At 70.8% G+C, this 26,931-nt stretch carries 18 protein-coding genes; 15 read left to right on the forward strand and 3 right to left on the reverse strand.

From position 1 onward, the window contains the following. Positions 1-10: 10 nt before the first annotated feature. From eccCa to AXK60_RS19750, 13 genes are all read left to right on the forward strand, one after another. Positions 11-4,231 carry a type VII secretion protein EccCa gene (gene eccCa, locus AXK60_RS19690; RefSeq protein ID WP_068573705.1) on the forward strand — a complete coding sequence of 1,407 codons (4,221 nt, stop codon included), beginning with the start codon at positions 11-13 and terminating at the stop codon, positions 4,229-4,231. 94 nt (positions 4,232-4,325) lie between these two features. Then, positions 4,326-4,601, forward strand: coding sequence for a PE family protein (locus AXK60_RS19695; RefSeq protein WP_280512895.1), 276 nt, complete (start codon positions 4,326-4,328; stop codon positions 4,599-4,601). Between the two features lie 15 nt (positions 4,602-4,616). After that, complete coding sequence (locus tag AXK60_RS19700; RefSeq protein ID WP_139058052.1) at positions 4,617-5,999, forward strand: PPE family protein; 1,383 nt, start codon at positions 4,617-4,619, stop codon at positions 5,997-5,999. A 50-nt stretch (positions 6,000-6,049) separates the two neighbouring features. Continuing rightward, the gene (locus AXK60_RS19705; protein WP_068573712.1) at positions 6,050-6,355 is read left to right on the forward strand and encodes a hypothetical protein; all 306 of its coding nucleotides are present in this window, start codon (positions 6,050-6,052) and stop codon (positions 6,353-6,355) included. Between the two features lie 28 nt (positions 6,356-6,383). Next, positions 6,384-6,686 (forward strand): hypothetical protein, encoded by a 303-nt coding sequence (locus tag AXK60_RS19710; protein WP_068573714.1) that lies wholly within the window; start codon positions 6,384-6,386, stop codon positions 6,684-6,686. Positions 6,687-6,741: 55 nt separating this feature from the next. Then, on the forward strand, positions 6,742-7,605 hold the full coding sequence (locus tag AXK60_RS19715; RefSeq protein WP_068573716.1) for an ESX secretion-associated protein EspG: 864 nt from the start codon (positions 6,742-6,744) through the stop codon (positions 7,603-7,605). Positions 7,606-7,682: 77 nt separating this feature from the next. Further along, on the forward strand, positions 7,683-9,470 hold the full coding sequence (locus AXK60_RS19720; RefSeq protein WP_139058053.1) for a MinD/ParA family ATP-binding protein: 1,788 nt from the start codon (positions 7,683-7,685) through the stop codon (positions 9,468-9,470). A gap of 6 nt (positions 9,471-9,476) precedes the next feature. Then, on the forward strand, positions 9,477-11,048 hold the full coding sequence (gene eccD, locus AXK60_RS19725) for a type VII secretion integral membrane protein EccD (RefSeq protein WP_068573720.1): 1,572 nt from the start codon (positions 9,477-9,479) through the stop codon (positions 11,046-11,048). Positions 11,049-11,055: 7 nt separating this feature from the next. Then, positions 11,056-12,477, forward strand: coding sequence for a type VII secretion-associated serine protease mycosin (gene mycP / locus AXK60_RS19730; RefSeq protein WP_068573722.1), 1,422 nt, complete (start codon positions 11,056-11,058; stop codon positions 12,475-12,477). After that, positions 12,477-14,711, forward strand: coding sequence for a type VII secretion protein EccE (gene eccE, locus AXK60_RS19735; protein ID WP_068573723.1), 2,235 nt, complete (start codon positions 12,477-12,479; stop codon positions 14,709-14,711). Before mycP ends, eccE begins: the two co-directional genes overlap by 1 nt. A gap of 64 nt (positions 14,712-14,775) precedes the next feature. Beyond that, complete coding sequence (locus tag AXK60_RS27850; RefSeq protein WP_139058054.1) at positions 14,776-16,815, forward strand: serine/threonine-protein kinase; 2,040 nt, start codon at positions 14,776-14,778, stop codon at positions 16,813-16,815. Further along, on the forward strand, positions 16,816-17,517 hold the full coding sequence (locus AXK60_RS19745) for a DUF6319 family protein (RefSeq protein WP_068573727.1): 702 nt from the start codon (positions 16,816-16,818) through the stop codon (positions 17,515-17,517). Between the two features lie 8 nt (positions 17,518-17,525). Next, positions 17,526-18,182, forward strand: coding sequence for a nitroreductase family protein (locus AXK60_RS19750; RefSeq protein WP_068573729.1), 657 nt, complete (start codon positions 17,526-17,528; stop codon positions 18,180-18,182). Between the two features lie 141 nt (positions 18,183-18,323). Here AXK60_RS19750 and AXK60_RS19755 read toward each other — a convergent pair whose 3' ends face one another. Further along, positions 18,324-19,541 carry a TetR/AcrR family transcriptional regulator gene (locus AXK60_RS19755; protein WP_068573731.1) on the reverse strand — a complete coding sequence of 406 codons (1,218 nt, stop codon included), beginning with the start codon at positions 19,539-19,541 and terminating at the stop codon, positions 18,324-18,326. Positions 19,542-19,697: 156 nt separating this feature from the next. Between AXK60_RS19755 and AXK60_RS19760 the strand changes: the two genes are divergently transcribed. Both AXK60_RS19760 and AXK60_RS19765 read left to right on the forward strand, forming a co-directional pair. Then, entirely contained in the window at positions 19,698-20,909 is a 1,212-nt protein-coding gene (locus AXK60_RS19760; protein WP_068573733.1) for an acetyl-CoA C-acetyltransferase, read from the forward strand. Positions 20,910-20,942: 33 nt separating this feature from the next. Beyond that, positions 20,943-23,135 (forward strand): 3-hydroxyacyl-CoA dehydrogenase NAD-binding domain-containing protein, encoded by a 2,193-nt coding sequence (locus AXK60_RS19765; protein ID WP_068573735.1) that lies wholly within the window; start codon positions 20,943-20,945, stop codon positions 23,133-23,135. Positions 23,136-23,958: 823 nt separating this feature from the next. Here AXK60_RS19765 and AXK60_RS19770 read toward each other — a convergent pair. After that, on the reverse strand, positions 23,959-24,723 hold the full coding sequence (locus AXK60_RS19770; RefSeq protein ID WP_244881141.1) for a GAF and ANTAR domain-containing protein: 765 nt from the start codon (positions 24,721-24,723) through the stop codon (positions 23,959-23,961). A 96-nt stretch (positions 24,724-24,819) separates the two neighbouring features. Next, a complete protein-coding gene (locus AXK60_RS19775) occupies positions 24,820-26,847 on the reverse strand; it encodes a M13 family metallopeptidase (RefSeq protein ID WP_068573737.1) in 2,028 nt (675 codons plus the stop codon). Positions 26,848-26,931: the final 84 nt, after the last annotated feature.

Here is a 26,931-nt window from a genome sequence, read left to right on the forward strand (position 1 = left end):
GGGACAGACGATGAGCAGGCAGGTCTTCGAGCCCCCGCTGCACCCGAAGAAGGAGCCGCGGGTCATCAAGAAGGAGGTGGAGGTCCGGACCCCGGACACCATCGACGAGGTGGACCCGCCCGGCAAGTGGCGCACGGTGATGATGCCGGTGGTCATGGTGGTCGCCGTGCTCGGGATGCTGTTCATGATGATCCGCATGAACCGCGGCTTCAACCCGGTGATGCTGCTCATGCCGATGATGTTGCTGTTCGGCATGTTCGCGTACATGGGCGGAGGCCCCGGCGGCAGCGGCAGCAAGTCCAAAGGGCAGTTGCTGCACGACCGCAAGCAGGCGAGTCGTTCGATCGGCACCTCACGGGAGAAGGCGCTCGCGCGCGGCCGCAACTACTACGACGCGCTCGCGCACGCCTACCCCGATCCGGCCGTGGTGGCCTCGCTCATCGGCACCGAGCGGATGTGGGAGGTCGGCGACGGTGACCAGGAGCGCCGGAGTCGCTTCACCGCGGCCCGGTACGGGCGGGGACGCATCGTGCCCAAGGCCAAGCTGCTGACCCCCGAGGCGCCGGACGGCGAGTTCCTGGACCCGGTGCAGTGGACCGAGACCGTGAAGTTCCTGCACACGCACTCCACCGTCGCCGACATGCCGGTCGCGTTCACCCTGCGCAACCTGCCCGTGCTCGGCGTCGGTGGCGACCGGGAGCGCAGCGCGGGCATGGTGCGCGCGATGCTGAACCACCTCGCGATCACCCATGGTCCCGACCGACTCCGCATCGCCGTCGTCGCCGACGCCCCGGACGGCGGTCGCTGGGAGTACCTGAAATGGCTACCGCAGGTGCAGCATCCGACGCTCATCGACGCGCTCGGTTCCCGCCGCATGATCTACGGCAACTGGACCGACTTCCTCGAGGACCTCGCCGGCGGCGATGAGCAGCCGGTCGCCGAGGGCGACCGCATCGTCGATTACGCCCGCCCCTTCACCACCGAGTCGGAGGTCACCGGACGCACCCGGCACACCGTCGTCATCGTCGAATCCGCGGAGCGGGCCCGGATGACGGACCAGGCGATCGCCTCCCTCGCGGACGTCACGTGGATCCTCATCGCCCCGCCGGACGGGGTCATCGACGCCTTCCCGCACGCCGTGCTCCTGAACGTCGACGAGGCGGGCATCGTCACCCGCTGGGACTCCGACCTCCCGCTGGAGGCGCCCAAGGAGATCGCCCGCGCCGACCACGTCGACCTCGTGGATGCGCACACCACCGCCCGAAAGCTGGCCAGGTGGGAACTCGAGACCACCGCCTCACTGCTCTCCAAGGAGCGGCACGACACCGGTCGCGACTGGGCGAACCTCGTGCAGGTCGACGATCCCGGGGCCATCGACGTCGTGGACTTCTGGCAGCGCATCAAGCGATTCGACGACCCCCGTCGGCTCAACTTCCCGATCGGCTTCGCGCCCGACGGGGCCCGGATCTTCCTCAACATGCGCGAGGCGAGCCAGGGCGGCACCGGACCGCACGGCGAGATGATCGGCACCTCGGGCTCGGGCAAGTCGGAGTTCCTGCGCTGCCTCGTGCTCGACGCGTGCCTGTTCCACCCGCCGTCGATGCTGAACCTGCTCCTGGTGGACTTCAAGGGCGGCGCGACCTACCAGGGCATGGAGGACATCCCGCACGTCGCGGCCGTGGTCACCAACCTCGAGAAGTCCGAGAGCATGGTCGACCGCATGATGGAGGTCATCACCGGCGAGCTCAAGCGGCGCCAGCAGCTCTTCGACAGCGCCGCCGCGAAGTACCCGTCGTTCAACATCATCGGGCTCACCGAGTACGAGAAGGCCCGCGAATCGGGGCACTGCCCCGACCTCGAGCCGATGCCCGCACTGCTCGTGCTCATCGACGAGTACACCGAGCTCCTCGAGGCCAAGCCCGAGTTCGTCAACATCTTCAGCCAGATCGGGCGCGTCGGCCGGTCCGTGGGTGTGCACCTGCTGCTCGCGTCGCAGAACGCGGAGATGGCCCGCTCCCGCGGTCTCGAGTCGAACATCCACTACCACATCGCACTTCGCACCGGCACCGCCGGCGATTCGCGTGCGGTGATCGGCGTCCCCGACGCGAAGAACCTTCCCGGCAAGCCCGGCAACGGCCTGATCAAGACGCTCCACGAGGACGACCTGATCCGGTTCTACGCCGGCTTCACCGGCAAGCCCTACTTCGCGCCGGAGGCGGCTCCCGAGCCGGTGGTCCGCGAGGTGGTCCAGCCGACCGCCGACGACCTGTCCTCGCGCGGGTTCACGGCCCGCCGCGTGGACATCCCGGACCTCGAGGTCGAGATCGTCGAAGACGACGAGATCGTGCGGACCGAGGAGGAACTGCTCGCGGCGCCGACGGTGTTCACGGTGGTCAAGGAGCTGCTGACGCAGGCCCCCGCGCGCCCGGCCTACAAGCCGTGGCTGCCGGAGCTGACCTCGACCACGCTGGACGCGGTGGCACCGTCGTTGAGCGCGGACGAATGGGTGGCGCCGAAGGTGACCACGCCCGCCACCCTCAAGGCGCCCTTCGGCGTCTTCGACGACCCCGCCAAGCACCAGCAGCCCGTGTGGGAGCTGGATCTGTCGGGCGGCCAGGGCAACGTGCTCATCTACGGTGCGCCGCAGAAGGGCAAGACCACGGCGGCGATGACGCTGGTGACCTCGCTGGCGCTGACCCACTCCCCGGAGCAGGTGCAGTTCTTCGTGGTCGACTACACCGGCGGCGGTTGGATGCGGCTCGAGGACCTGCCGCACGTCTCCCGAATCGCGACCCGCGCCGAGGAGGACGCGATCAACCGGATCGTGTCCCAGATGTCGGACCTGATCGACCAGCGCGTCAAGCTCTTCCGCAAGTACCGGGTCAATTCGATGGCCGAGTACCGCCGGCTGCGCAGTGACCCCGAGTCGGCGGTGACGGCCGAGGACGCCTTCGGCGACGTCTTCATCGTGATCGACGGTTTCGACGCCGCGGTCACCGAGGGCGGCGTGTTCGAGGACAAGGTCGCGGTGCTGGAGGCGCTGGCCTCCGGCGCGCTGAACTACGGCGTCCACTTCGTGGTGACCACCGCGCGGAACACGGTGCTGCGCGGCCTCGCGAGCCACATGCACACGATCATCGAGGGCCGGGTGTCCACCGCGAGCTACGACATGTCCGTGGTGAACTCGCAGCGCAACAAGGTGGTCCCGGACCGGGCCGGCCACGTGATCACCACCGATCGCGAGCTGCTCGCGCTGGTGGCACTCCCGCGCGCCGACGGCGACAGCTCACCCGAGACGCTCAGCGCCGGCATCGAGGAGGTCGTCGAGCGGATCCGCCGGGCCAACACCTCCGGCGCGACGGCGCCGAAGCTCCTCGCGCTCCCCGAGGTCGTGCTCCAGGACGACCTGTTCTCCGTGCTTCCCACCGCCGCGAGCGAGCGCGAACGGGTGCGCCTGCCCTTCGGCGTGCGCGAGACGGACGGCGGCCTCGCCGTCGCGGACTTCGGGCGCGAGGCGCACATGTACGTGGTGGGCGAGAGCGGTTCGGGCCGATCGGCCCTCGTGCACACGCTCATCGAGGCGATCAGCCGCCGGTACCCCACGATCGACGACGGTGCCATCGCGCTGCTCGACCCCAAGCGCGTGCACCGCGGCGCCTTCGCACCGAACCCGAAGAACCTCGGGCTGCACGGCTCCGACCTCTACGACTTCCTGCGCAGGTGGCAGGACAAGCTCGTGGACTGGATGGGAGAGGGCGAGACCGACCCGAACGAGGTCACCTACCGGCGCGTCCCCGACGCCGCCGACAGCGCGGCCCTCGCGCGACGGGACTGGTGGACCGGGCCCGAGGTCTTCCTCATCATCGACGACTACGACGCCGTCGTCGCGCGCGGCGACCGCACCAACCCCCTGACCCAGACCGTGAAGCTGATGAACGACGGTGTGATTCGCGGCTTCCACGTGATCGTCGTCCTCACCGACACCGAGTTCCTCTACAAGGCCAGCTCCGACCCGTTGATCCAGTTCCTGGACACGCACAGCTCCATGGCGCTGGCCCTCTCGGCGGACAAGTTCAACCTCAACATCGCAGGTGAGCGGGGGCAGCGCTTCGGCATCCCGGGCCGTGGGCGGTTCCATCCGGGCCGCGGCGCACCGTCGGACATCGTCCAGGTCGCCTGGAACGGGGTGCGGCGGGACGAGTCGGTCGCCGCCGAGGATGTTTGGGGATGACAATTTTGGACAACCAGGGATTGACGAAGTTTGACAATTCTGTTTTAGTTGCAACTTGAAAATCAAGTAAAGGGGATAGCAGGTGGGCCTGAACGTGGCGCCTATACAGCTCTTGGCAGGAACCAACGAGGTCCTGGCGAATGTCGCCACCACCTCGGGCTTGATCGGTGGTGCCGCGGGCACCATCGGTGCGGTGGTGCCCGCGGGCGCCGACGACGTGTCGCTGCTGGTCTCGGCGGGTTCCGCTGCGCACGCGGCGAACTTCCTCGCGACCTCCGTGGTCGATCACGCGGAGGTGGCGCAGTACGGCGTCAGCCTGTCGGCCGTCGCGTCGACGTACATCATGGCCGACAACGCCGTCCAGTTCTGACGCGAGTGTGATGTCGTGACGTTCCCCGCGCTCCCCCCTGAGGTCAATGTGGGCCGCCTGATGTCCGGGGCCGGTCCGGCACCCGCCACGGCCGCAGCTGCGGGATGGGCATCGGTCGCGGCGTCGGTGAGCGCCCGTTCCGTCTTCCTCAGTTCCCTGCTTCCGCGCCTGGCGGCGTCGTGGCAGGCGCCGGAGACCGCGCTGATGACGCGCAATGTCGCGATGTACATGGCGCACAACGAGGCCCTGCGGGTGCAGGCGCTGCTCGCCTCCACTCGGCACACCAAGCAGGCGGCGGACTACTCGGCGGCGCTCGCCGGGATGGCCCAGTTGCCCGAGATCGCGCAGAACCACATCACCAACGGGGTGCTCAACGCGACGAACTTCCTCGGCGTGAACACCGCGGCCATCGCCGCGAACGAGGCGCAGTACGCGGCCATGTGGGCGCAGAACGCGTCGATGATGGCGGTGTACCTCGCCAACTCGGTCGCGAACATGACCTTCGAGCCCTTCGTGCCGCCGAAGCCCATGGCCACGGCCATCGGCGTGCCGATCCCCGCCGCCGCGGCCGGCGCCGCGTCGGTCGGCGACGCGGTGGTCACGAAGATGACCCTCGCGGCGCAGGGCGCGCAGGCCACGGCCAGCATGCTCGCGATGCGCATCGCCGGTGGCGTGCTCACCGGCACCAAACTCGCCCAGACCGTCGCGGTCAACGCGCAGCGGTTCGAACAGGTCGCGTCGAACGCGGCCACCGCGGAGTCGCAGTCGCGCGACACCCCGGGCGCGGTGCGCACCACCACCGGACAGCAGCTGGGCGGTTCGCTCGTGCAGCAGCTCGGCGGTGCCGTGCCGCAGGCCGCGGGTGTGGCCGGCGGCGTCGCTGCCACCGGGGCCCAGCAGGTCCTGCAGGGCGCGGGCGGTGGCGCTCAGGCCGCCGGCGGCGGCGTGGCCGGCGGTGTCGTGTACCAGCCGATGAGCGCGCTCATCGGAGGCGTCAACGCCGAGAACCGCACCAGCACAGTCGGGTACTTCGGAGCCCGGCCCGGGTCGCCCACGCTCGAGCGGATGTCCCGCGGCGAGCGGTCCACGAGTTCGGCGGCGGCCCTGCGGGCCGTGCCGGGCGCGACGGCGGCGCTGCCGCAGGTGGCGGCACCGTCGAACTGGATGACGGACGGCTTGACGGTGGCGCCCCCGCCTCCGCCCGTCCCGCGGGTGGCGGTCGAGCCGCTGCGGCCCATCCTTCCCACCGGGACCAGCGCGCCCGTCGCGAGGTCGAAGGGCAAGCAGCGCGAGCGGATCGTGGTGCCGGACACCGCGGCCGTCCCGATCTATCAGGACTCGGTGCCCGAGTTCGAGTCCGTCCCCGTCGACGTGCCGTCGAGTGGGGAGGCGCGCTGATCCCCGCCGTAGCGAACATCGACCGACACCATCTCTGAACTGGAGGAATCATGCCCCCGCAGATCTACGAGCTGAACACCGTCACGCACGCCGCCGGTACCGCGAAGACCCACGACGTGGCCGCGACGACCCTCGCGAACATCAAGTTCGTGCGCACCACCGCCGAGGCCTACCGCGCCGCCAACGCCGGTGACACCACGAACAAGGCCTCCGCGCACATGGAGGAGCTCATCGCCGTGTGCAACGCCGAGCAGCAGAAGCTCGAGGCCGTGGCCGAGGCCCTGGGCCGCAACGGCGGTCTCATCTCCAGCACCGACGGCGACGCCGGCGGCCTGTTCACCGGCTACGTCGTCTAGACTGCCGCTACCCCGAAGGACAACGACGATGACCTCACCACTGATCAAGGTCGACTACACCAGCTACGACGTGACCTCCCTGTCGCTGAACAAGGCGGCGGCGGTGGCCGACGCCAACATCGCCGAGCTGACGGCGAACAACACCGCGAACCTCAACGCGGGCAACTGGGTCGGTGTGGACCAGGAGAGCTACCAGCACGTGCACGAGGTGTGCCTCAAGGCCAACGAGAACCTCGCCATGGCGATCCGCAAGACCGGTGTCAACATCCAGACCGCCGCCACGATCCACCAGGCCGGCCAGGCGCAGGCCGCAGGTCTCTACGGCGTCTAGAACGATCGGGGCCGGTCGCGTACCGGCCCCGTAGCGAAAGAGAGGGCGGGTAGCTGTGCTGCGCGAGGAACAGGCGGCGAAGCTGTCCGCCTTCGCCGTCGACGTCGACGAACTGCTGCTGTTGATGCGGCTGTCGGACGTCACGGAGTTGGCGCCGATCGTCCTGGCGATCCACCCCACCGTGTACCGGCCGGACGATCAGCTGATGGTCGACCTCGCCGTGATGCCGGGCCTGATCGCCGCGGGTCTGGTCGATGACGCCGGTCGCGTGGACTCACAGGTGGCGCGGTGGCTGCACGTGCTGCAGGCGCCGTCCGCCGAGCTCGCGATCCGCGTCTTCGACGGTGACGCGGTGCTCCGCGGGGCCGCTGTGCGCCGGGACGATCAGGTGGTCGTCGCGTTCCGCAACGACGATCAGCTCACGGTCCAGGGGTTCTCGACCGACCGCGAGGACTTCGACGCGACGGTCGTGGAACCCCTCTGGCGGGTGCTCGGCGCCCGGGAGCCGGCCGAGTTCGACTCGCTCACCGTCGACGCCGCCGAGCTCGCGGAGATCGTCGCGACCTTCGATCCCTCGGTGGGCGACGCCCGCAGTGAACGGGCCATCCGCGGCAGGCTGCGGGAGCACGATCTCCCGCCGCAGACCATCGACCTCCTCGTGGAGGCCGCGCGGTACTCCGGTCGACGCGCCGAAATCGTCTACCACCGTGCGGATTCCGGTGGCGTCCGGGCGCAGGCGCGATGGGCGGTGGGTGTGATGGACACCGATTCCGGCCGCGTGCTGTCGACCACGAAGCGGGGATCCGGCGGATTGCTCGACGTGACGATCAGCCCCGGGACCCGGCGGAGATTCGCCGAGGGACTCGTGGAACTGGTCGAGCGCGGCGGTTCCGCCGGGTGGTTCGATACCGCGAACTGAGAGCCACCCCCTCTGGCCCTCTGACCTGCCCGTGTATTAATCTGCAAACATACTGATGAGTAAGAGAGGTGCAGTCCATGAGCGACGCAGCTACGAACGTTCGGGTGCCTTTTGTGCCGCAAAACGGCCATGGTGAGAACACCGCGGCCCCGGTGCTGCCCTCGACCGACACCGCCGCCGCGCCGGTGATCCGCCCGGCCGTCCCCACCGGACCGGTGTCCGAGCCGGTGAGCGGTGAATGGGAGGAGCCCGCGCTGCCCGAGGTCGACGACCTCGACGTGGCGGGTGTCGTCCCGACCGTGGCGCCCACCTCGCCCCTCGTGGTTCCCGCAGACGAGCGGCCCACCGCGGAGCAGCCCGTCGTCGACGACGAGCCGGTGGGCCCGTCGAAGCCGGGCGCGTCCGCCGATGCCGACGGTGCGCCGAAGGCCGACGTGAAGGACGAGGCCGCGAAGGCCGACGAGGCGGTCTCGGAACGGTCCGATGCCGCGCCGTCCGACGAGCCCGCGCTCCCCGCGCCCGCGGCTCCCGCCGAGAAGGCCGTGCCGAAGCCCGTCGCCGCGCAGGCGCCCACGCAGCAGGGCGCCACCGGGGCACCGTCGCCCGTGCCGGTCCCGCAGCAGCAGTGGCAGGGCCAGAACGGGTTCTCGGGTCCCCAGGCCCCGCAGGCGCCCGCCGCGCAGACCGGTCCGGCCCAGCAGGCACCCTTCCAGCCCGCGCCGCCCACCGGTCAGTTCCAGGCGCCCCAGGCGTCCGGACAGATCCAACGCCCGGCGTCGCCGCAGCCCTTCGGGCAGCAGGGCGCGCCGGTGCACAACGGCCAGGCGCCGATCGCTCCGCCGCAGCACCAGCAGGCCCCGATGCGTCCGATGGGCGAGTCGGTCTCGGCTCCGATGTCGACGGCGTCCTCCTCGTTCAACCAGCAGATCCGGTTCTCGGACGCGGCGGTGCGCGTGTCCGGTTGGCGTGCCTTCCTGCGCCGGATGGGCCTCGACATCGGCCCCAGCGCGAACGACCAGGAACACGCCGAGCTGGTGCACCGCATCCGCGTCCCGAAGAACAAGTTCCACGTCACCAGCGTGTTCGCCGATAACGCCGGCGGCACTCTCATCGTCGGTGTTCTGGGCCAGATCCTCGAGCGCACCCGCGCCGACAACGTCGTCGCCCTCGACCTCGATCCCGACGGTGGCGACCTCGACCAGGTGACCGCGTGGCACCAGGGTGGGTCGACGGCGCGCACCCTCATCCAGCAGAGCGACCTGTCGGACCGCAACCAGGTGGACAAGCACCTCGCCGTCACCTCGACCAACCTGCACGTGCTCCCGAGCCCGTGGCGGTTCAACGGTCGCGACGTCACCGACTACGACGACGTGCTGGACCTGTACTCGATCTTCCGCCCGCACTACAGCCTCGCGCTGGCCGACGCGGGCCGCGGCCTGCAGACGCACACGGGTACCGGTGTCCTCGAGATCTCCTCGGCGCTGATCCTGCCCGCCTCGGCCACGACCCGCGGCGTGCGCAAGGTGGCCGCGACGATCGACTGGCTGCGGCACCACGGCTGGCACGGCCTGCTCGCGAACACGATCGTGGTGATCAACCACACGAAGCGGCGCAGCAGCGTCTCGGTCGAGCAGTTCGACGAGTTGTTCCGCGCCGGCCAGAAGCTGCGCGTCCACGAGATCCCGTACGACCCGCACCTGGACTCGGATCAGCCGATCGACCTGGACCTGCTGCGCAAGCGCACGGTTCGGGCCTTCGAGGAGCTGGCCGCGGACCTGGCCGACGGGTTCAACTCGGGCTACGAGCCGCCGGCCGCGCAGAAGCTCGCGGAGCTGCAGCAGGTGCGCACGAGCGAGGGACGCTAGCAAGAGATGGTCTTCCCGATCACCCCGGAGCCCGCCGCCGGTACGCAGCAGGCGGGCCCCGGGCGGTCCGCCGTCCCCGAGCAGGTGCGCGTCCTGGTCGAGGTGGGGGAGAACTCCGTCGAGCGGAGCCTGTTGGCCCGCCGGCGGCTGTCCGTCGTGATGGATTCCGTGATCCCCGGGTTGGAGCAGATCTTCCCGGACCACGATTTCTCGACGACCGGTGCGTGGACCTTCGCCCGCGAGGGCGGAACCCCGTTGGCGCGCGACAAGTCGCTCGGCGACGCCGGCGTGCTCGACGGTGACCGGCTGATCCTCGCGGAGACCTTCTCGACGCAGACCTTCCGGCCGCTCATCGAGAGCACCGCCGACGCGATCCAGGAGTTCTGCCGGCAGCGGTTCCGCCGGTTCGAGTCGACGACGGCCCGGGTGCTGGGCCTCGTCGCGCTGGTGCTCGGCGCGGGGGTGTTCTCGGCGCTGGTGCTCACCGCGTGGTTCGCGCACTCCAGTGCGCTGTGGTGGTTCCCGGTCGCGGCCCTCGCCGCGATCGCGGTGGTCCTGGCCGCCGTCTCGGCGGACCGTCAGTACGGCGCGCGCCAGGTGGCGTACGCCCTGCAGATCGCCGCGGCCCCGGTACTCTTCACGGCCGGGTTCGTCCTCATCCCGCCGGACGGCGGCGCCGACGGTGCCTTCACCGCGGCCAACGTCCTGGTCGGCGCGCTGTTCGCACTGATCGGTGTGATCGTGCTGGGCCGTGCGAGCGGGCTCGGCGCCGCGGTCCTCGCGGGCCTCGGCCTCGTGGCCGCCGTGACGGTGGTGGCGAGCGCACTGTTCGCGTACACGCCGCTGGAACGCCCGGCGATCCCCGCGATCGGCGTGATCGGAGCTCTCCTGCTGGCCAACTGGGCGCAGGGTTGGGCCCTGATGCTGGCCCGCGTGCGGCCGGATACGCTGCCGCCGCCCGGCGAGGACATCGATCGCAACGAACTCGACGCGGCGTACCACGTCGACACCTTCGACGACGAGACCACCACGGAACTGGCCCGCGCGCAGGAGAACACCGGCCTCGAGCGCAAGGCGCGCACCGCGGCGAAGCTCCTCACCGGCTTCTACGTGGCGATCGCGGGCGTGCTCGTGGTGTCCGCGCTCACCGTTCTGGTGCCGCACAGCCACTACTTCTGGGGCGAGGTCGTGATCGCGGCGCTGGTCTCGGTGGTCTGCGTGCTGCGGGGCCGCACCCTCGACGACCGCGTGCACGCGACCGTCTTCTTCGTCGCCGGATTCCTGGTGGCCGCGGGCCTCGCGGTGATCCTGGTGACCGCGGTCGATTCCGATCTCGCGCGCCTCGCCGTGATCGTGGTGAGCGCGATCGCGCTCGCCGCGTTCGGAACCGGTGCGCTGCTGCTCGCCGATCGCGTGTCCACCGACCCGGCCGGGCACGGCCGCCCGCTGTCCGCGCGCCTGATGGGCCGCATCGAGTTCGGCGAGAAGTTCGCGATCTTCGCCGTGGTCATGCTCGCGCTGTGGACCACCCGGGTGTTCGCGTTCATGCGTGAACTCGACCTGTCGTTCCTGAAGTAGAGGGTCCGTGCGCGCAATCCCACAGACGGCCGTCGCCCTGGCCGCCACCGTCACCGTCGTCATCGCCGGGAGCTGGGCACCCGCCGTGTCCGGCGCCGTGGTGCCGCCCGTCGCCGACATCGGTGGCGCTCCGCCCGATTCCGACGGTCCGGAACGCCCGCTGCGGTACAACAACCCCCGCTGCGTGGAGCCCGGCGTGCTGCCGAACTCGAACCTGGCGGCGGCGCCGGCACCGTCGAACACCCTGCGGATCGACGAGGCGCACAAGTTCTCCACCGGCGCGGGCGTGACGGTGGCGGTGCTCAGTACCGGCGTGCGGCCGCAGGCGCGGCTACGCGGCCTCGACGGTGCGGGCGACAACATGGTGGCCGCGGATCGCGGTCTGGTGGACTGCGATTCGACCGGAACGCTCGTGGCGGGCATCGTCGCCGCGCAGCCCGCGACGGGCGACGCCTTCGTGGGTGTGGCGCCCGATGCCCGGGTCATGTCGATCCGGGTCGACTCCGCGGCCTTCTCCCTGCAGAACACGCCCGCCGACGACGCGGACCCCAACCAGAGCCGAGCGGCGGTCACCACCCGCAGCATCGCTCGTGCGATCGTGCGCGCCGCCAACCGCGGCGCCAAGGTGATCGTGGTGCCGGAGCCGGTGTGCATGGCCGCGGACAACCAGTTCCGCCAACGCGAGATCGGTGGCGCGGTCGCGTACGCGCTGCGCGCCAAGGACGCGCTGGTCGTCGTGGGCGCCGGCGCAACGGACCGCAAGGGCGGCACCGTCGGGGCGAACGACTGCAAGGCCAATCCCGACCCGGACCCGGGACAGCCCGACGATCCCCGCGGCTGGCGGACGGTGACGACGGTCGCCACCCCGAACTGGTTCGACGGGCAGGTCCTGTCGGTGGGCGCGACCGACGCGCAGGGCACGCCGCTGGCGGGCTCGCTGAACGGCCCGTGGCTCGACGTGTCCGCACCCGGTGCGGGGCTGGTCTCGCTGAGCTCGCGCGGCGGCGACGGCGTGGTGAACGGCGTCCCGTCGGAGCGGACGCTGGTGCCCTTCGCGGGGCCGGAGTTCGCGGCCGCCTACGCCGCCGGTACCGCGGCGCTGGTCCGCTCCCGGTATCCGCAGCTCAAGGCGACCGAGGTCGCGGCCCGGATGGTCGCGACCGCGCACGCCCCGGGCCGGGGCACCGACAACAAGGTGGGCCGCGGCCTGATCGACCCGGTCGCGGCGCTGACCGCGAACGTGCCGGCCACGGACGCCGACATCGACCCGCGATCGGTGGAGAAGTTGCTCGTGCCGCCGCCCCCACCCGAGCCGGACACGCGGCCGCGGCGCACCGCCGCGATCGTGGCCGGCGCGGGCGTGATCGCGCTGGTGGTGCTCGGCGGGGTCGTCGCGCTGACCCGCCCCGGCCGGAAGCGGAGGGCGTGATGGACACGACGATTCCCACACATCCCGAGATCGCCCGGCGGCGAAGGCTGCTCGGCATCCGGGTCACCCTCCGCCGCGCGCTGGTATGGGCCGTGCTGTCGGCGCTGCTGGCGGCGGTCCTCGTGGCGCGCTGGCCCCTGTGGGCCGTCGTCGCGCTGGTCGTGCTCGGTGCGCTCGTGGCCTTCGTGACCGTGCGGGGCATCGTGCTCACCGAGAGGATCGGCGCCCGGTACCGCTACCTGCGTCGCCGGCGCCGCGCGTCCGGCGGCATCCCCGGCCGGGTGATCGACGTCGACGGGTGCGGTGTCCGGCAGGGTGACGGCTACGAGCTGGTCTCGGCGATCGAGCTCACGGCGGATCCGTCGGAGACCCGACTGCGCGAGGGGCGCGCGTACGCCGCCGACACGGTCCCGTTGGATCTGTTGGCGACCATGATGACCCAGTACGGCCTCGACGTGGACATCGACGTCGCGTCCGTCGGCCGTCGCGTGCCGCCCGGCCCCGCGTACCGCGCGTCGTACGCGCAGGGCGTCCGGTTCTACTCCGCGATGGCCGAGCGCTCCACGTGGCTCATCCTGCGGGTGAACACGCAGCGCAATCTCGCCGGCATCGTGCGCCGCGGGCCCTCCCGCACCGCCGGCCCCAAGGCACTCATGGCCGCGACCCGCCGCCTGGAGCAGCGCCTGCAGGAGCGGCTGATCCGCGCCCGCGTGCTGCCCGCCGCCGAGCTCGCGCGGCTGGACGCGCGCATGACCTTCGGCGCGGATCCCCTGGACGGCACCGAGAACTGGCACAACATCGAGCACGGCACGGAGTTCGCCACCACCTACCTCGTCGACCCGGTCCGCACCTCCACGGAGAAGCTCGATCGCTGGTGGGGCCTGGACAGCGACAGCACCGCCGTCGTGCTGCGCCTGCGCAAGGCCACCGCGCAGTCGCCCGTGGAGATCAGCGGCCTCGTGCGCTACGACACCGGCGTACCGATCGTGGACAACCTCGATGACGCCCTCGTCGCCGTGCCCGGCCGGCAGATGGAGCTGGCCCGGGGCACGCTGCCCGGCGGCGGGTCCAGCATCGTCGACCTGCCGTCCGCGGCGCTCACCGACCTCGGCGCCGTCGAGATCCCCGTCGGCCCCGCCGGTCCCGTGTGGGGAATCTCCGGCAACGATGCCGTCGCGCTGCCCCTGTTCGACGGATCGCCCGTCCCCGAGACCCTGCGCGTCGAGTTCGCGACCGAGCTGATCGCGCTGCAGCTGGTGCTGCTGCGCTCGGTGGGTGCCGGCGCGTCGGTCGCGGTGCACACGAACCGTCCGGAGCAGTGGGCCACGCTCGCCAGCACTCTCGCCGATCCGGCGCGATTCCGCATCGCCGATGGCCCCGCCGGACGACCGTCGGACATCACCGTGCTCGACGGTGTCCCCGCCACCGCGGTGCCCGAGCGCACCATGCTGACCCTCCGCGCTCCCGGCGCGGTGGTCGTCGACAGCAAGGCCGACCTCGTCGTCGAGCAGGTCACGCCGTCGAAGCTGCGGGTCGTGATCGGCGACCGCGGCGCCTTCGAGGTGGTCCTCAACCCGACTGATGAGGAGCTGCGGTACTGCGACGTACAGGCGCAGCAGGCCGTGCCCGTGGTGCCCCTCCCGCCGCCGCCTCGGATGCCGCGGCAGGCGCCGTCGCAGCCGCGCCTCGCGCCGTCGCCGTCCATCCCGCAAGCGCCGGTCACCCCGCAGGCACCGGTCGCCCAACAGGTGCCTGGTCCCCAGCAGGTGCCGGCGGCTCAGCGGGCTCCGCTTCCGGCACCGCAGGCTCCGGCACCGCAGGTGCCCGCGGCGCAGGCTCCGGGTCCACAGGCGCCGGCGGTGCAGGCCCCCGGCGGTGCACCCGCCGGGCCGGCCCGGCACCCGGAACAGGTGGCGCCGCAGCACGTAGCGCAGCCCGTGTCCCAGGAGCCCGTCGCTCCCCAGCCCGAGCAGGCCCGGCCGGGGACGGGTGCCCCGTCGACGCCGCCCGCGCCGCCGGTCCGGGCGCCGCGCCCCGTCCGGCCGCTCCCGCCGCCGCCCTACGAACGCGGCAGCGGCGCACCCCGCAAGCAGGGTGGGAACCGATGGGTGCGTCCTACGCAGGACCAGGGCGCCGACGGTCCCGTCCGCCGTCCGGTGCGTCCGCCGACCGCGCCGCGCTGGGGCCAGTCCGGCGAGCGTCCCCCCTCCGGCGAGCCGCCAACCTCGCGTTAAGCGGTGCGCAACCTGCAGCGCGGTAGATTCATCACGCTGTAGACGTGCGTGAGTGGAGGTGTTCGTGGTCGCCCAACCTGGTGAATCGATCGCGGGATACGTGATCGAGTCGGTGCTCGGTACCGGTGGCATGGGCACGGTCTACCGGGTCCGGCACCGTACGCTGCCCCGGTCGGTCGCGCTGAAGGTGCTGCAGAGCCAGCTGTCGGCCGATCCCGCGGTGCGGGCGCGGTTCGATCGCGAGGCGGACCTCATCGCCGGCCTCAAGCACCCGCACATCGTGGACGTCTACGACCGCGGGGAGTCCGACGGGCACCTGTGGATCGCGATGGAGCTGGTCGAGGGCGGCAACCTCGCCGAGACCGTGCAGCGCGAAGGGCCGTTCAGCCTGGACCGCGCTGTCGCCGCGATCGAGCAGGTCGCCGACGCGCTGGACTACGCGCACCAGCACGGGATCCTGCACCGCGACGTCAAACCCGCCAACTTCCTGGTGGACCGGGGCCGCCGCGGCGAGCAGGTCAAGCTCGCCGACTTCGGCATCGGCGCCGCGCAGACCGAGGTCGGGCAGCACACGCAGGCCGGCACCGTCGTCGGCACGCTCGCCTACACCGCCCCCGAGGCGCTGCTCGGCAATCCCATCGACCACCGCGCCGATGTCTACTCGCTGGCGTGCGCGGCCGTGGTCCTGCTGACCGGCGCTCCGCCGTTCACCACCACCGTCTCCGGGCAACTCATGCTGGCGCACATCAGCCAGAACCCGCCGAGCATCCGGCTCAAGCGGCCCGACCTCTCGCCCGAGATCGACCATGTGCTGGGCCGGGCGATGGCGAAGAACCCGGCGGACCGGTACTCCACCGCCGGTGAGTTCGCCGATGCGCTGGCGGCCGCCGCGCGCCGCATGTCCGGCGCCTCGGGCATGGCGCCGCCCACCGCGCCGGTGGGCACGAACTGGCAGGGCACGCCGTCGAATCCGGCGCTGGCGACCGGCTTCAACCAGGCCGGTGTGGCACCCGGCACGCTGCCCGGGTTCGCGGGGCCTCCCGGTTACGGGCCCGGCGGGCCGCCGCCGGGCGCCCTGGGCGGGCCGAGCAGTCCGTCGATGCCGGGGATGCCCGGCGCGCCGAAGCCGAAGAGCCGTAAGCCACTGCTGATCGGCGGCGCGGCGGCCCTCGTCGTGGTCCTCGTCGCCGTCCTGGCGTTCGTGTTCATCGGCGGCGACAAGGACACCGGGCCGGCGCTCGACGCGTGGAGCGCCCGGACCGTGACCGATGTCAACGGCGAGACAAAGCTCGACAGCCGGCCGCAGCGCATCGTCGCCCTCGGCGCGGGCGACGCGGAACTGGTGTCGGCGTTGGGCTTCGACGTCGTCGCGGGCGCGAACGGCCCGAGGTCGGAGCTGCCCTCCTGGGTGCCCGCACTGGCGAAGGTGCAGACGGCCGGTACCTCGGCGAACCCGGACAAGTCGGTGATCGAGAAGGCCAAGCCGGACCTCATCATCGACACGGACCCCGCAGCCGCGAACACGGTCAAGGACCTCAAGTCCCTGGCGGGTGGCCGCGCCATCGCCGTCCCCGAACAGGGCAAGTCGGGTTGGACCTGGCAGGAGCAGCTCGCGTTCATCGCCGAGGCGCTCGGTGCCAAGGGGCGCGCGGACGCGGTGAAGAAGACCTACGAGGCCAAGATCACCGAGCTGCGCTCCGCGCACCCGGATTTCAACGGCAAGAAGCTGGACGTGGTGCACTACGACGGCTCGTCGACGCGGATCGCGACCAGCTCCAGCAATCCCTTCCAGCTGCTCGGGCTGCTCGGCTTCTCGATGCAGACGCCCGTCTCGGGGTCGGGGTCCGGGTGGATCACGCTCGGCTCGTCGGACCTCTACAAGGCGGTCAACTCCAGCGACGTCGACCGCACGATCGTGGCCCGTACCGACCCGTCCGCGGGCAACGGCGGCTTCGACGGGGTCCCCTCGTCACTGATCTACGGCGTGCCGATCATCATCGTGGACAAGACGAACGGTGTCGACGCACTGCTCTACGGCGGGCCGCTCGCGATCGATACGGTGGAGTCGACGGTACTTCCGGCGATTTCGAAGGGGATCAAGTAGATGGCCGAGCAGACGCTCACGGACGACGACCTCACCCGCTACGCGGCGGCGCTCGCCGAAGGTAGGAAGCCCCTGGTCTATCTTGTCGAGGCCGTCCCCAGCCTCGGCCTCGCCGCCGGTGCGTCGGCCCGGATCGTCGAGGTGGACGGTGCCACCGTGACGGTCAAGCCGACCGGCGTGGACGACCAGTTGCCCTACGAGGCAAGGGAGCTGCGTTCGACCAAGCAGCCGAAGCCGGTCAAGCGGGCGCCGAAGAAGGCGGCCGCACCGGCGCCCGTGAGTCCCGCGCCCGCGGGGCCGGCACCGTCGGGCACGGCGGCGGGTGGCGCACCGTCGGGCAAACGCCCCGGGACGCCCGCGCCCAAGGCGGAGCGCCCCGGGACGCCCGCGCCCAAGGCGGCGCGGTCCGTGACGATCACGCTGCACGTCGGCGCCGACAACTCCGCCTCGCTCAAGGTGACGCGGAACGCGCAGAAGCCGGCCGGTGCGTCGGAGATCGCCCTGCCCGCCGTGCACAAGGCCCTCGCGGGCCTCGGCGACAAGGAGGCGCGGGCCGCCGTCGACGAGGTGCTGTCCGCGGCCCGTGACGCCGCGGCGGACAAGGTCGCGGCGCTCCAGGCCGAACTGGCGGCCGCCAAGAAGTCGCTGGCCACGCTCGACCGCGCCAAGCGGGGGAATACGACGCCGGGGCGCGCTCGTTAGAGTGGGGCATGGCCCTCGACTTCCCGCATCTCGACCTGTCCGCCGATGAGGTACTGGCCACCACCCGGTCCGTGTGCAAGCGTCTCGACCTGGAGCGGGAGGTCCCGCTCGGCGTGATCACCGACGCGCTCGAGGTGGCGTTGCAGGCGCCGTCGGGCAGCAATGCGCAGGGCTGGCATTGGATCGTGCTGACCGACCCCGAGCCCAAGAAGATCGTCGCCGAGTACTACCGCAAGTCCTACTTCGCGTACGCCGAGGCCGGCGCGGCCGCGCGGGCCGCGAAGCCGCCGAAGGACCTCGAGACGGCCGAGAAGGTGGCCTCGTCGGCCACCTACCTGGCGGAGATCATGGAGCAGGTGCCGGCACTGGTGATCGGCGCGATCCACGTGCCCGGCGGCGAACTGCCCGCCGGCAACCAGGCCGGGCTGTGGGGCTCGCTGCTCCCGGCGGCCTGGAGCCTCGCACTCGCTCTGCGCGAACGCGGCCTCGGATCCGCATGGACCTCACTGCATCTCGAGTACGAGCGGGAGATCGCCGAGGCGCTGGGCATCCCGGCGAGCGTCCGGCAGGGCGTGCTCATGCCCGTCGCGTACACCCAGGGCACCGACTTCAAGCGCGCCAAGCGAGCCCCGCTGGACACGGTGCTGCACGTCAACGGGTGGTGATTCCGCGGGCGCGGCCCGGCGTCGAAATGTGCGGTCACTCGTTCTCGTGATCATTGAGACCGATGACCGCACATTCCGGCACCCGACGGTCAAGGCACGTCCCATCGCACACGCGCACCGGAGATCGGCGGGTTCGGCGGGTCAGAGGCCGAGCGCGGCGTCGACGAGGAAGACCAGCTCGTCGTAGAACCGGGGGCGCCGGCGGAGGCGGCGGGTGCGGGCGAAGTCGTTGGCGATCGTCATCGCGGCGCCCACGGCGATGCGGGCACCCGCGGGGTCGAGCGCACCCTCGGCCCCGTCGGACCGGGCGGCGTCGGCCGCCGCGGAGAGGAGCGCCACCCAGCGCGCGACGTACGCCTTCTGCGCGGCGAGAAGCGCCTCGCCTCCCGACTCGATGACCACCTCGCGCCCGACGGTGAACGCGACGGCGAGGTCGGTGGAACTGACCAGGTTCGCGGCGTAGGACCGGACCAGCGAGCGCAACTCGACGGCGGGGTCACCGTCGGACGCCCCGGCCGCGCCGATGACGCCGATCTCGAGCGCGGCACGTGCGCGGCCGACGACGCCCACCAGGATGGACCCCTTCGAGGGGAAGTGCCCGTACACGCTCGGGCCCGAAATGCCCACGGCCGCACCGATGTCGTCCATGCTCACGGTGCTGTAGCCGCGCGAGAAGAAGAGCTCGGACGCGGCGTCGAGGATCTCGTCGCTGCGCAGCACGGGCGCGCGGCGCGCGGGCGGCGCGGGCAGGACCGGGGCCTTCGACGGTGCTGCGCGCAGCACGCGCCGTGCGATCGTCTCGAGGTCGGCGCGGTAGCGGCGGATGCCGATGCGGCCGCGGCTCGGAGGCACGGATCCGCCGACGGCGAGCACGGCCCAGGAGAGGACGCGGGCGTCGTCGTCGGTGATCTCGGGGTGGTCGCGACGCAGCGCCTCGGTCCAGGAGCCGAGGACGGACTCGCTCGCGGCGATCATCTCGTGCGCCTGCTCCGCGGTGAGGTGGCGCCGATTCCACCGCCACAGTGCGAGCGGCCCGGGGGTCGAGACCGCCATGGCGAAGACCGCCGCGGCGAGGTCGTCGAAGCTCGCTCCGCGCCGGGCCAGGACCCGCGCGGTGGTGGCGGACATCTCGTCCACCGCCGAGCGCATCGCTGCGGCGAGGATCGACTCCTTGTCCGGGAAGTGCCGGTAGAAGCTGGGGCCGCTGATCCCTGCGGCGCGCGCGATGTCGGACACCGAGACGTTCCCGTACCCGCGGTCCAGGAACAGGCCGGTGGAGACGTCGACCAGTTGGCGACGCCGCTCGGCGGGGCGCAGGCGCGATCCGGGGCCGGATCCGCGAGATGAAGGTGCAGCCATGATTAACGTCACGATAGCCCATGGATCACGTTCTAGGTATCGTTCTACCTGCCACTCTTTCCAAATAAGCTACAGACGGTTAGCCTGTAGGAGTGACAGGTCCCGTGGCATCCACGAGCCCTGAGAACACCTTCTTCGAAAGGACGGGAAGACCCAGTGTCTGACGCATTCATCTACGAGGCGATCCGTACGCCCCGTGGCAAGCTCAAGAACGGCTCGCTGACCGCGATCAAGCCCACCGACCTCGTGGTCGGCCTGATCGACGAGATCAAGGACCGCAACGAGAATCTCGATCCCGCGTCGATCGACGACATCGTGCTCGGCGTGGTCTCGCCCGTGGGCGAGCAGGGCGCCGACATCGCCCGCACCGCCTCCATCGTGGCCGGCCTGCCGGACACCGTCGCGGGCGTGCAGATCAACCGCTTCTGCGCCTCGGGCCTCGAGGCCACCAACATCGCCGGCCAGAAGGTCGGCTCCGGCCTCGGTGACGACCTGGTCCTCGCCGGTGGTGTCGAGTCGATGTCGCGCGTCCCGATGGGCTCCGACTTCGGCGCCCTGTTCTACGACGCGCAGTACAGCTACGACAACTACATCGCCCCGCAGGGCATCGGCGCCGACCTGATCGCCACCATCGAGGGCTTCTCCCGCGACGATGTCGACGAGTACTCGGCGCAGTCGCAGGACCTCGCCGCGAAGGCGTGGGACGAGGGCCGCTTCGCGAAGTCCGTTGTCCCGGTCAAGGATCAGAACGGCCTCGTCGTGCTCGACAACGACGAGCACCGTCGTCCCGGCACCACCGCCGCCGACCTCGGCAAGCTGCGCCCCGCCTTCACCGTCGTCGGTGAGATGGGCGGTTTCGACGCCGTCGCGCTGCAGCGCTACAACACGGTCGAGAAGATCAACCACGTCCACACCGGTGGCAACAGCTCGGGCATCGTCGACGGTGCCGCGCTCGTCCTGGTGGGCAACGAGGCCGGCGGCAAGAAGGCCGGCCTGACCCCCCGCGGCCGCATCGTCGCCACCGCGTCGACCGGTGCCGACCCCACGATCATGCTGACCGGCCCGACGCCGGCCACCGAGAAGGTCCTGGCGAAGGCCGGCCTGACGAAGGACGACATCGACGTGTGGGAGCTGAACGAGGCCTTCGCCTCGGTCGTCCTCAAGTGGATGAAGGACTTCAAGCTCGATCGCGAGCAGGTCAACGTCAACGGCGGCGCCATCGCGCTGGGCCACCCCCTCGGCGCCACCGGCGCCATGCTGGTGGGCACCGTGCTCGACGAGCTGGAGCGCACGGGCGGCCGCTACGGCCTCATCACGCTGTGCATCGCCGGCGGCATGGGCTCGGCCACCATCATCGAGCGCATCTGACGCCCGCCGGAACAACAGGAGACTGAAAAACACATGTCTGACAACATGATCCGCTGGGAGCAGGATGCCGACGGCATCGTCGTCCTGACGATGGACGATCCCACCAGCTCGGCGAACACCATGAACGAGCTGTACGGCACGTCCATGCGCGCCACCGTCGACCGCCTCGAGGCCGAGGTCGAGTCGATCACCGGAATCGTGCTCACCTCCGCGAAGAAGACCTTCTTCGCCGGTGGCAACCTGACCGAGATCCGCAAGGCCACGAAGGCCGACGCGCAGAAGGTCTTCGACGAGGTGCAGGAGATCAAGAAGGATCTCCGCCGCCTCGAGAAGCTGCCCAAGCCCGTGGTCGCCGCGATCAACGGTGCCGCGCTCGGCGGCGGCCTCGAGATCGCCCTCGCGACCAACCACCGCATCGCGGCGGACGTGCGCGGCAGCAAGATCGGCCTCCCCGAGGTCAGCCTCGGCCTGCTCCCCGGCGGCGGCGGCGTGGTCCGCACCGTCCGGATGCTGGGGCTGCAGGGCGCGCTCATGGGCGTGCTGCTCCAGGGCCAGCAGATGGCTCCGGCCAAGGCCCAGGCGACGGGCCTGGTCAACGAGCTGGTCGGCACCGTCGACGAGCTGATCCCCGCCGCGAAGGCGTGGATCAAGGCCAACCCCGAGGCCTCGGCGCAGCCGTGGGACGTCAAGGGCCACCGCATTCCCGGCGGCTCCCCGATCGACAAGACCCTGGCACCGAACGCCCCCGCGTTCCCGGCCAACCTGCGCAAGCAGCTCAAGGGTGCGCCGATGCCGGCGCCGGAGGCCATCATGGCCGCCGCGTTCGAGGGCACCTACGTCGACTTCGACACCGCCCTCGAGATCGAGTCGCGCTACTTCACCAAGCTGGCCACCGGCCAGGTGTCGAAGAACATGATCAAGGCGTTCTTCTTCGACCTGCAGCACATCAACGGCGGCGGCTCGCGGCCCGACGGCTTCGAGAAGTACCAGGCCAAGAAGGTCGGCGTCATCGGCGCCGGCATGATGGGCGCGGCCATCGCGTACGTCTCGGCCAAGGCCGGCATCGAGGTCGTCCTCAAGGACATCGACATCGACGCGGCCAAGCGCGGCAAGGCGTACTCGGAGCAGCTCGAGGCGAAGGCGCTGGCCAAGGGCCGCACCACGCAGGAGAAGTCCGACGCGCTGCTCGCCCGCATCACGCCGACCGTCGACCCGCAGGACTTCGCGGGCGTCGACCTCGTGATCGAGGCCGCGTTCGAGTCGGTCGAGGTGAAGAACAAGGTGTTCCAGGAGATCGAGGACATCGTCGAGCCCGACGCCATCCTCGGCTCCAACACCTCGACGCTGCCGATCACCATCCTCGCCGAGGGCGTCAAGCGCTCCGAGGACTTCATCGGCATCCACTTCTTCAGCCCCGTCGACAAGATGCCGCTGGTGGAGATCATCAAGGGCGAGAAGACCTCCGACGCCGTGCTGGCCAAGGTGATCGACTACACCCTGCAGATCAAGAAGACCCCGATCGTCGTCCACGACAGCCGCGGCTTCTTCACCTCGCGCGTCATCGGCACGTTCATCAACGAGGCCCTCGCGGCCATCGGTGAGGGCGTCGACCCGGTGTACCTGGAGCAGGCGGGCCAGCAGGCCGGCTACCCGGCCGCGCCGCTGCAGCTGACGGACGAGCTGACGCTCACCCTGATGCAGAAGATCCGCCTCGCCACCGAGTCGGCTCTCAAGGCCGAGGGCAAGGACGTCCCGCAGCACGGCGCATTCGCCGTCGTGGACTGGATGGTCGAGAACGGTCGCACCTCCAAGAAGGACGGCGCGGGCTTCTACGACTACGCCGAGGGTAAGCGGACCGGCCTCTGGCAGGGCTTCCAGGAGCACTTCAAGTCGGGCTCCGTGAAGCCGGACTTCGCAGAGCTCCAGGAGCGCATGCTCTTCATCGAGTCCATCGAGACCGTGCGTTGCTTCGACGAGGGCGTGCTCACGTCCGTCGCCGACGCCAACATCGGCTCGATCTTCGGCATCGGCTTCCCCGCGTGGACCGGTGGCGTCATGCAGTACATCAACGGCTACGAGGGCCGCCCGGGCACGCCCGCCGAGGGCCTCACCGGTCCGAAGGCCTTCGTCGAGCAGGCGAAGTTCCTGGCCGGCAAGTACGGCGAGCAGTTCACGCCGCCCGCCTCGCTGGTCGCCAAGGCCGAGGCCGGCGAGACCTACGAGTAGGTCCGCGTCGAGCACTCGCTCCAATTGAGAGGTCCGGCATCACCCCACAGGTGATGCCGGACCTTTCGTTTCCGGGGTCGACGGTGCGCCGTGCCCGGTTGGCGGCGGTGCGGCGCGGTGTCCGGGTTCGACGGTGCGGGCCGCGTTGAGAAGGCGGGTGCCCGTTCGCCAAGCCATGCGTGCGGCGCATGGTTGCATATTTTGCAGGTCAGAGCGATATTTTCGGTCGAAGCCATGCGTCCGGCGCATGGGTCGCGGCTCGGCGTGGCCTTGGGGGCGGCCGCGTGGCGCGCGGGACGGCGGCGTGGCGTGGGGGGCGACGGCGTGGCGTGGGGGACGGCTGACCCCTCGTCGGACGACCGGCGTTCGGTGGGGGAGCGGACGTTTGGGTCGCGGCTCGGTGTGGCGCGGGGGACGAACCGGAATCGGGGGTCCCTGCGGTGGCCGCGAGGTCGGGGACCGAAGCGCACGGTGATTCCCCATGGATCAGCAGCGGCAGGCGCGAGCCATGCGTGCGGCGCATGGCTCGGTCGCATGAAAAGCCCTTTGACCTGCGGTGATGTGAGGTATGCGTGTCACGCATGGCTTTGCGGATCGGCATGGCACCTCTGGGTCCCCCGGCCACCTCGGCGTTCCCGGGTCGACGTCCACGCGGTACGTCCGGCCGATGGGTCTCCGGGCGCGCTCCCGTAGCGGCCGCCCGCAGCCCGGAGTGCCAGCGCCAGCCGCCGGCGCGCCAGCCGTCGGAGCTCAGCCCGTAGCCCGCGGAGCGCCCGCCGCCGGAGCGTGCGCTCCGGAACGGGCGGGCGCACCGTCGGGTCCGCTACTCCGGACCGGCCTCGATGACCTGCTCCGCGACCTCCGCGAGCCGAACGTTGCTGTCCTGCGAGAGCCGGGCCAACAACCTGAAGGCTGCGTCGGAGTCGAGCTTGTAGCGCTCCATGATCATGCCCTTGGCCTGGCCGATCACGTCGCGGGTGGTGAGGGCGGCGCGGATCTGCTCCTTCTCGCGCACGGCGGAGAAGGCGACCGCCGCGTGCACCGCGAACAGCGAGCCGATCGAGACGGACTCCGCGTCGAAGGCGTGCGGCTCGCGGGCCATCAGATCCAGGGTGCCGTAGGCGTCGTTCTGCACGTACAGGCAGAAACTGAGGATCGACCCCACGCCCGCGTCGCGAGCGGCGGCGGCGAACCGCGGCCAGCGGTCGTCGGCGGAGGTGTCGTCGATCAGGATCGTGGTCGACTCGAAGGTGGCGCCCACGCTGGGGCCCTCCTGCAGATCGCGCTGGACGTCGGCGACCCGCTGCGCCTCGTCGCCGATCACCACCGGATGGGAGATCCCGCCCTTGGGATCGACGAGGGTCACGCTCGCGAAATCCGCTCCCGGCACCTGCTCCACGGCGAACTGGGTGGCCGCCGTGAGAAGGGACTCCGAATCACCGGACTGTTCGCGCAGCAGCCTCGCGATCTCGCCCATGCGCTCGCTGAGCGTGAGCTCCTCGAGGGGCACCTCCTCGGCGGGCGGTGCCTCGTGCACGATGCCGAGAACCGAGGGGAGTTGTTCAGTGGTCTGTTTGCGATGAGGCACGGCCGCCCGTTCTCCGTGCCGGATCGACACGGGGCTCACAACTGGGTATCCGCCGGCTGCTCGACGGGACGTCGGTAGAACTTTACTGATCGACAGTCACCATATCGAGACACGCTGCTCGGGGTCCAGAAACAGGCGGTCCCCGGCGGCGACGCCGAACGCGGTGTAGAACGCATCGAGGTTGGAGACAATGGCATTGCAACGGAACTCGGCCGGCGAGTGCGGGTCGATGGCGAGCCGCCGGATCGCCTCCTCGGGCCGTGACTTGCCCCGCCAGATCTCGCCCCAGCTGTAGAACACGCGCTGCAGGCCGGTCAGGTCGTCGATCGTCGTCGAGGCATCGTCGACGGTGCCGCCCGCGCGTTCGCGCGCGATCCCGTACGCCACGAGGGCGATCCCGAGACCACCGAGGTCGCCGATGTTCTCGCCGACCGTGAAACCGCCGTTGACGTGGTGCTCCGAGCCGCCGGCCTCGTCGGCCAGCTCGCGCGGCACGAACGTGTCGTACTGCGCGATGAGGGCTTCCGTGCGCTTGCCGAACTCCGCGCGGTCGGAGTCGGTCCACCAGTCCTCGAGGTTGCCGTCACCGTCGTACTTGGCACCCTGATCATCGAAGCCGTGGCCGATCTCGTGCCCGATCACCGCGCCGATACCGCCGTAGTTGACGGCGTCGTCGGCGTCCGGGGCGAAGAACGGCGGCTGCAGAATCGCTGCGGGGAAGACGATCTCGTTCATGCCGGGGTTGTAGTAGGCGTTCACGGTCTGCGGGGTCATGAACCACTCGTCGCGATCCACGGGCGCGCCGATCTTCGCGAACTCCCGGTCGTGCTCGAAGGCCTCGCCGCGGCGCAGGTTGCCGATGAGGTCGTCGCGGCGGATCTCCAGTGTCGCGTAGTCGCGCGGCGCGTCCGGGTAGCCGACCTTCGGGGTGAACTTGCCGAGCTTCTCCAGCGCCCGCTCGCGCGTGGCGGGGGTCATCCACGGCAGCTCGGAGATCCGGCGACGGTACGCCTCGACCAGATCCGCCACGAGCGCCCGCATCCGCTCCTTCGAATCGGCGGGGAAGTGCTGCGCGGTGTACAGCTCGCCGACCGCGAAGCCCAGGTACTGCTCGACCAGCGTGACGCCGCGCTTCCAGCGCTCGCGGATCTCGGGCGTGCCGGTGAGCGCGGTGCCGTAGAAGGCGAAGTGCTCGTCGACCAGGTCGTCCGTGAGGAACGGGCTGCGCGCGTGCAGCAGGCTCCACGCGAGCCAGACGCGCCACTGCTCGACCGGCCGGTCGGTGATCAGGTCGGCCACGTGCGCGGCGTACGAGGGCTGGCGCACGTTCACCTCCGCGAACACCGAGGAATCGGCGGAGCCCGCGACCGCCGCGACCCACTCCGTGAGACGCAGGCCGGGCGCCTCGGCGTCGAGCTCGGCGAAGGTGCGCAGGTTGTAGCCCTTGTCCGCGTCGCGGCGGTCCACGACGTTCCAGTGCCCGGCGGCGATCGCCGTCTCGAGGTCGAGCACCTGCGCGGCGGCCGCGTCCTCCGCACCCGCGGCGACGACGCCCTCCAGTGCGCCGGCGGCCAACCGGAAGGTCGCCGCGACGTGGGCGACGAACTTCTCCCGCACCGGCGCGTACTGCTCCTCGCGGTAATAGGCCTCGTCGGGCAGCGAGATGCCGGATTGCACCAGGTTGACCAGGTAGCGGTCGGAGCGCTTGGCGTCGGTGTCCACGTAGTAGCCGAGCACGCCGCGCAGTCCCGTGCGCTGCAGGCGCCCGAGCACCGTGACCAGGTCCGACGGTGACTGCACCCACCGGATCTCGGTCAGCTCGTCGGTCAGCGGCGTCAGTCCGGCCGCGGCGATCGCCGCGGTGTCCATGAAGCTCGCGTAGAGGTCGCCGATCTTGCGGGCGTCGCGTCCGGCGTCGGCCGGGGCGGCGGCGCACTCCTCGACGATGTCGCGCACGTGCCGCTCCGCGGCGTCGCGGAGGGCGTAGAAGGCACCGTCGGTCGAGCGGTCCGCGGGGATCTCGTGGCTGTCCAACCACTTGCCGTTGACGTGGCCGAACAGATCGTCCTGCACGCGGACGGCGGGGTCGACGTGGCTGAGGTCCAGAGCGGGAGTAGAGGTCACCTTGCCATCCTGCCAGCTCCTCCTCAGTGATCTCACATGGTGGGAGAACTGACTCGTCAGTATTCCGTGTGAGGCCGCACAGCG

The organism is Tsukamurella pseudospumae (assembly GCF_001575195.1).
Taxonomy (GTDB): Bacteria; Actinomycetota; Actinomycetes; order Mycobacteriales; family Mycobacteriaceae; genus Tsukamurella; species Tsukamurella pseudospumae.

Coding starts and splice junctions, on each gene's coding strand:
- AXK60_RS19750 (WP_068573729.1), top strand. CDS start 17,526: ATGGCCCTCGACTTCCCGCATCTCGACCTGTCCGCCGATGAGGTACTG.
- AXK60_RS19765 (WP_068573735.1), top strand. CDS start 20,943: ATGTCTGACAACATGATCCGCTGGGAGCAGGATGCCGACGGCATCGTC.
- eccD (WP_068573720.1), top strand. CDS start 9,477: ATGGTCTTCCCGATCACCCCGGAGCCCGCCGCCGGTACGCAGCAGGCG.
- AXK60_RS19710 (WP_068573714.1), top strand. CDS start 6,384: ATGACCTCACCACTGATCAAGGTCGACTACACCAGCTACGACGTGACC.
- AXK60_RS19745 (WP_068573727.1), top strand. CDS start 16,816: ATGGCCGAGCAGACGCTCACGGACGACGACCTCACCCGCTACGCGGCG.
- eccCa (WP_068573705.1), top strand. CDS start 11: ATGAGCAGGCAGGTCTTCGAGCCCCCGCTGCACCCGAAGAAGGAGCCG.
- AXK60_RS19705 (WP_068573712.1), top strand. CDS start 6,050: ATGCCCCCGCAGATCTACGAGCTGAACACCGTCACGCACGCCGCCGGT.
- AXK60_RS19755 (WP_068573731.1), bottom strand. CDS start 19,541: ATGGCTGCACCTTCATCTCGCGGATCCGGCCCCGGATCGCGCCTGCGC.
- AXK60_RS19720 (WP_139058053.1), top strand. CDS start 7,683: ATGAGCGACGCAGCTACGAACGTTCGGGTGCCTTTTGTGCCGCAAAAC.
- eccE (WP_068573723.1), top strand. CDS start 12,477: ATGGACACGACGATTCCCACACATCCCGAGATCGCCCGGCGGCGAAGG.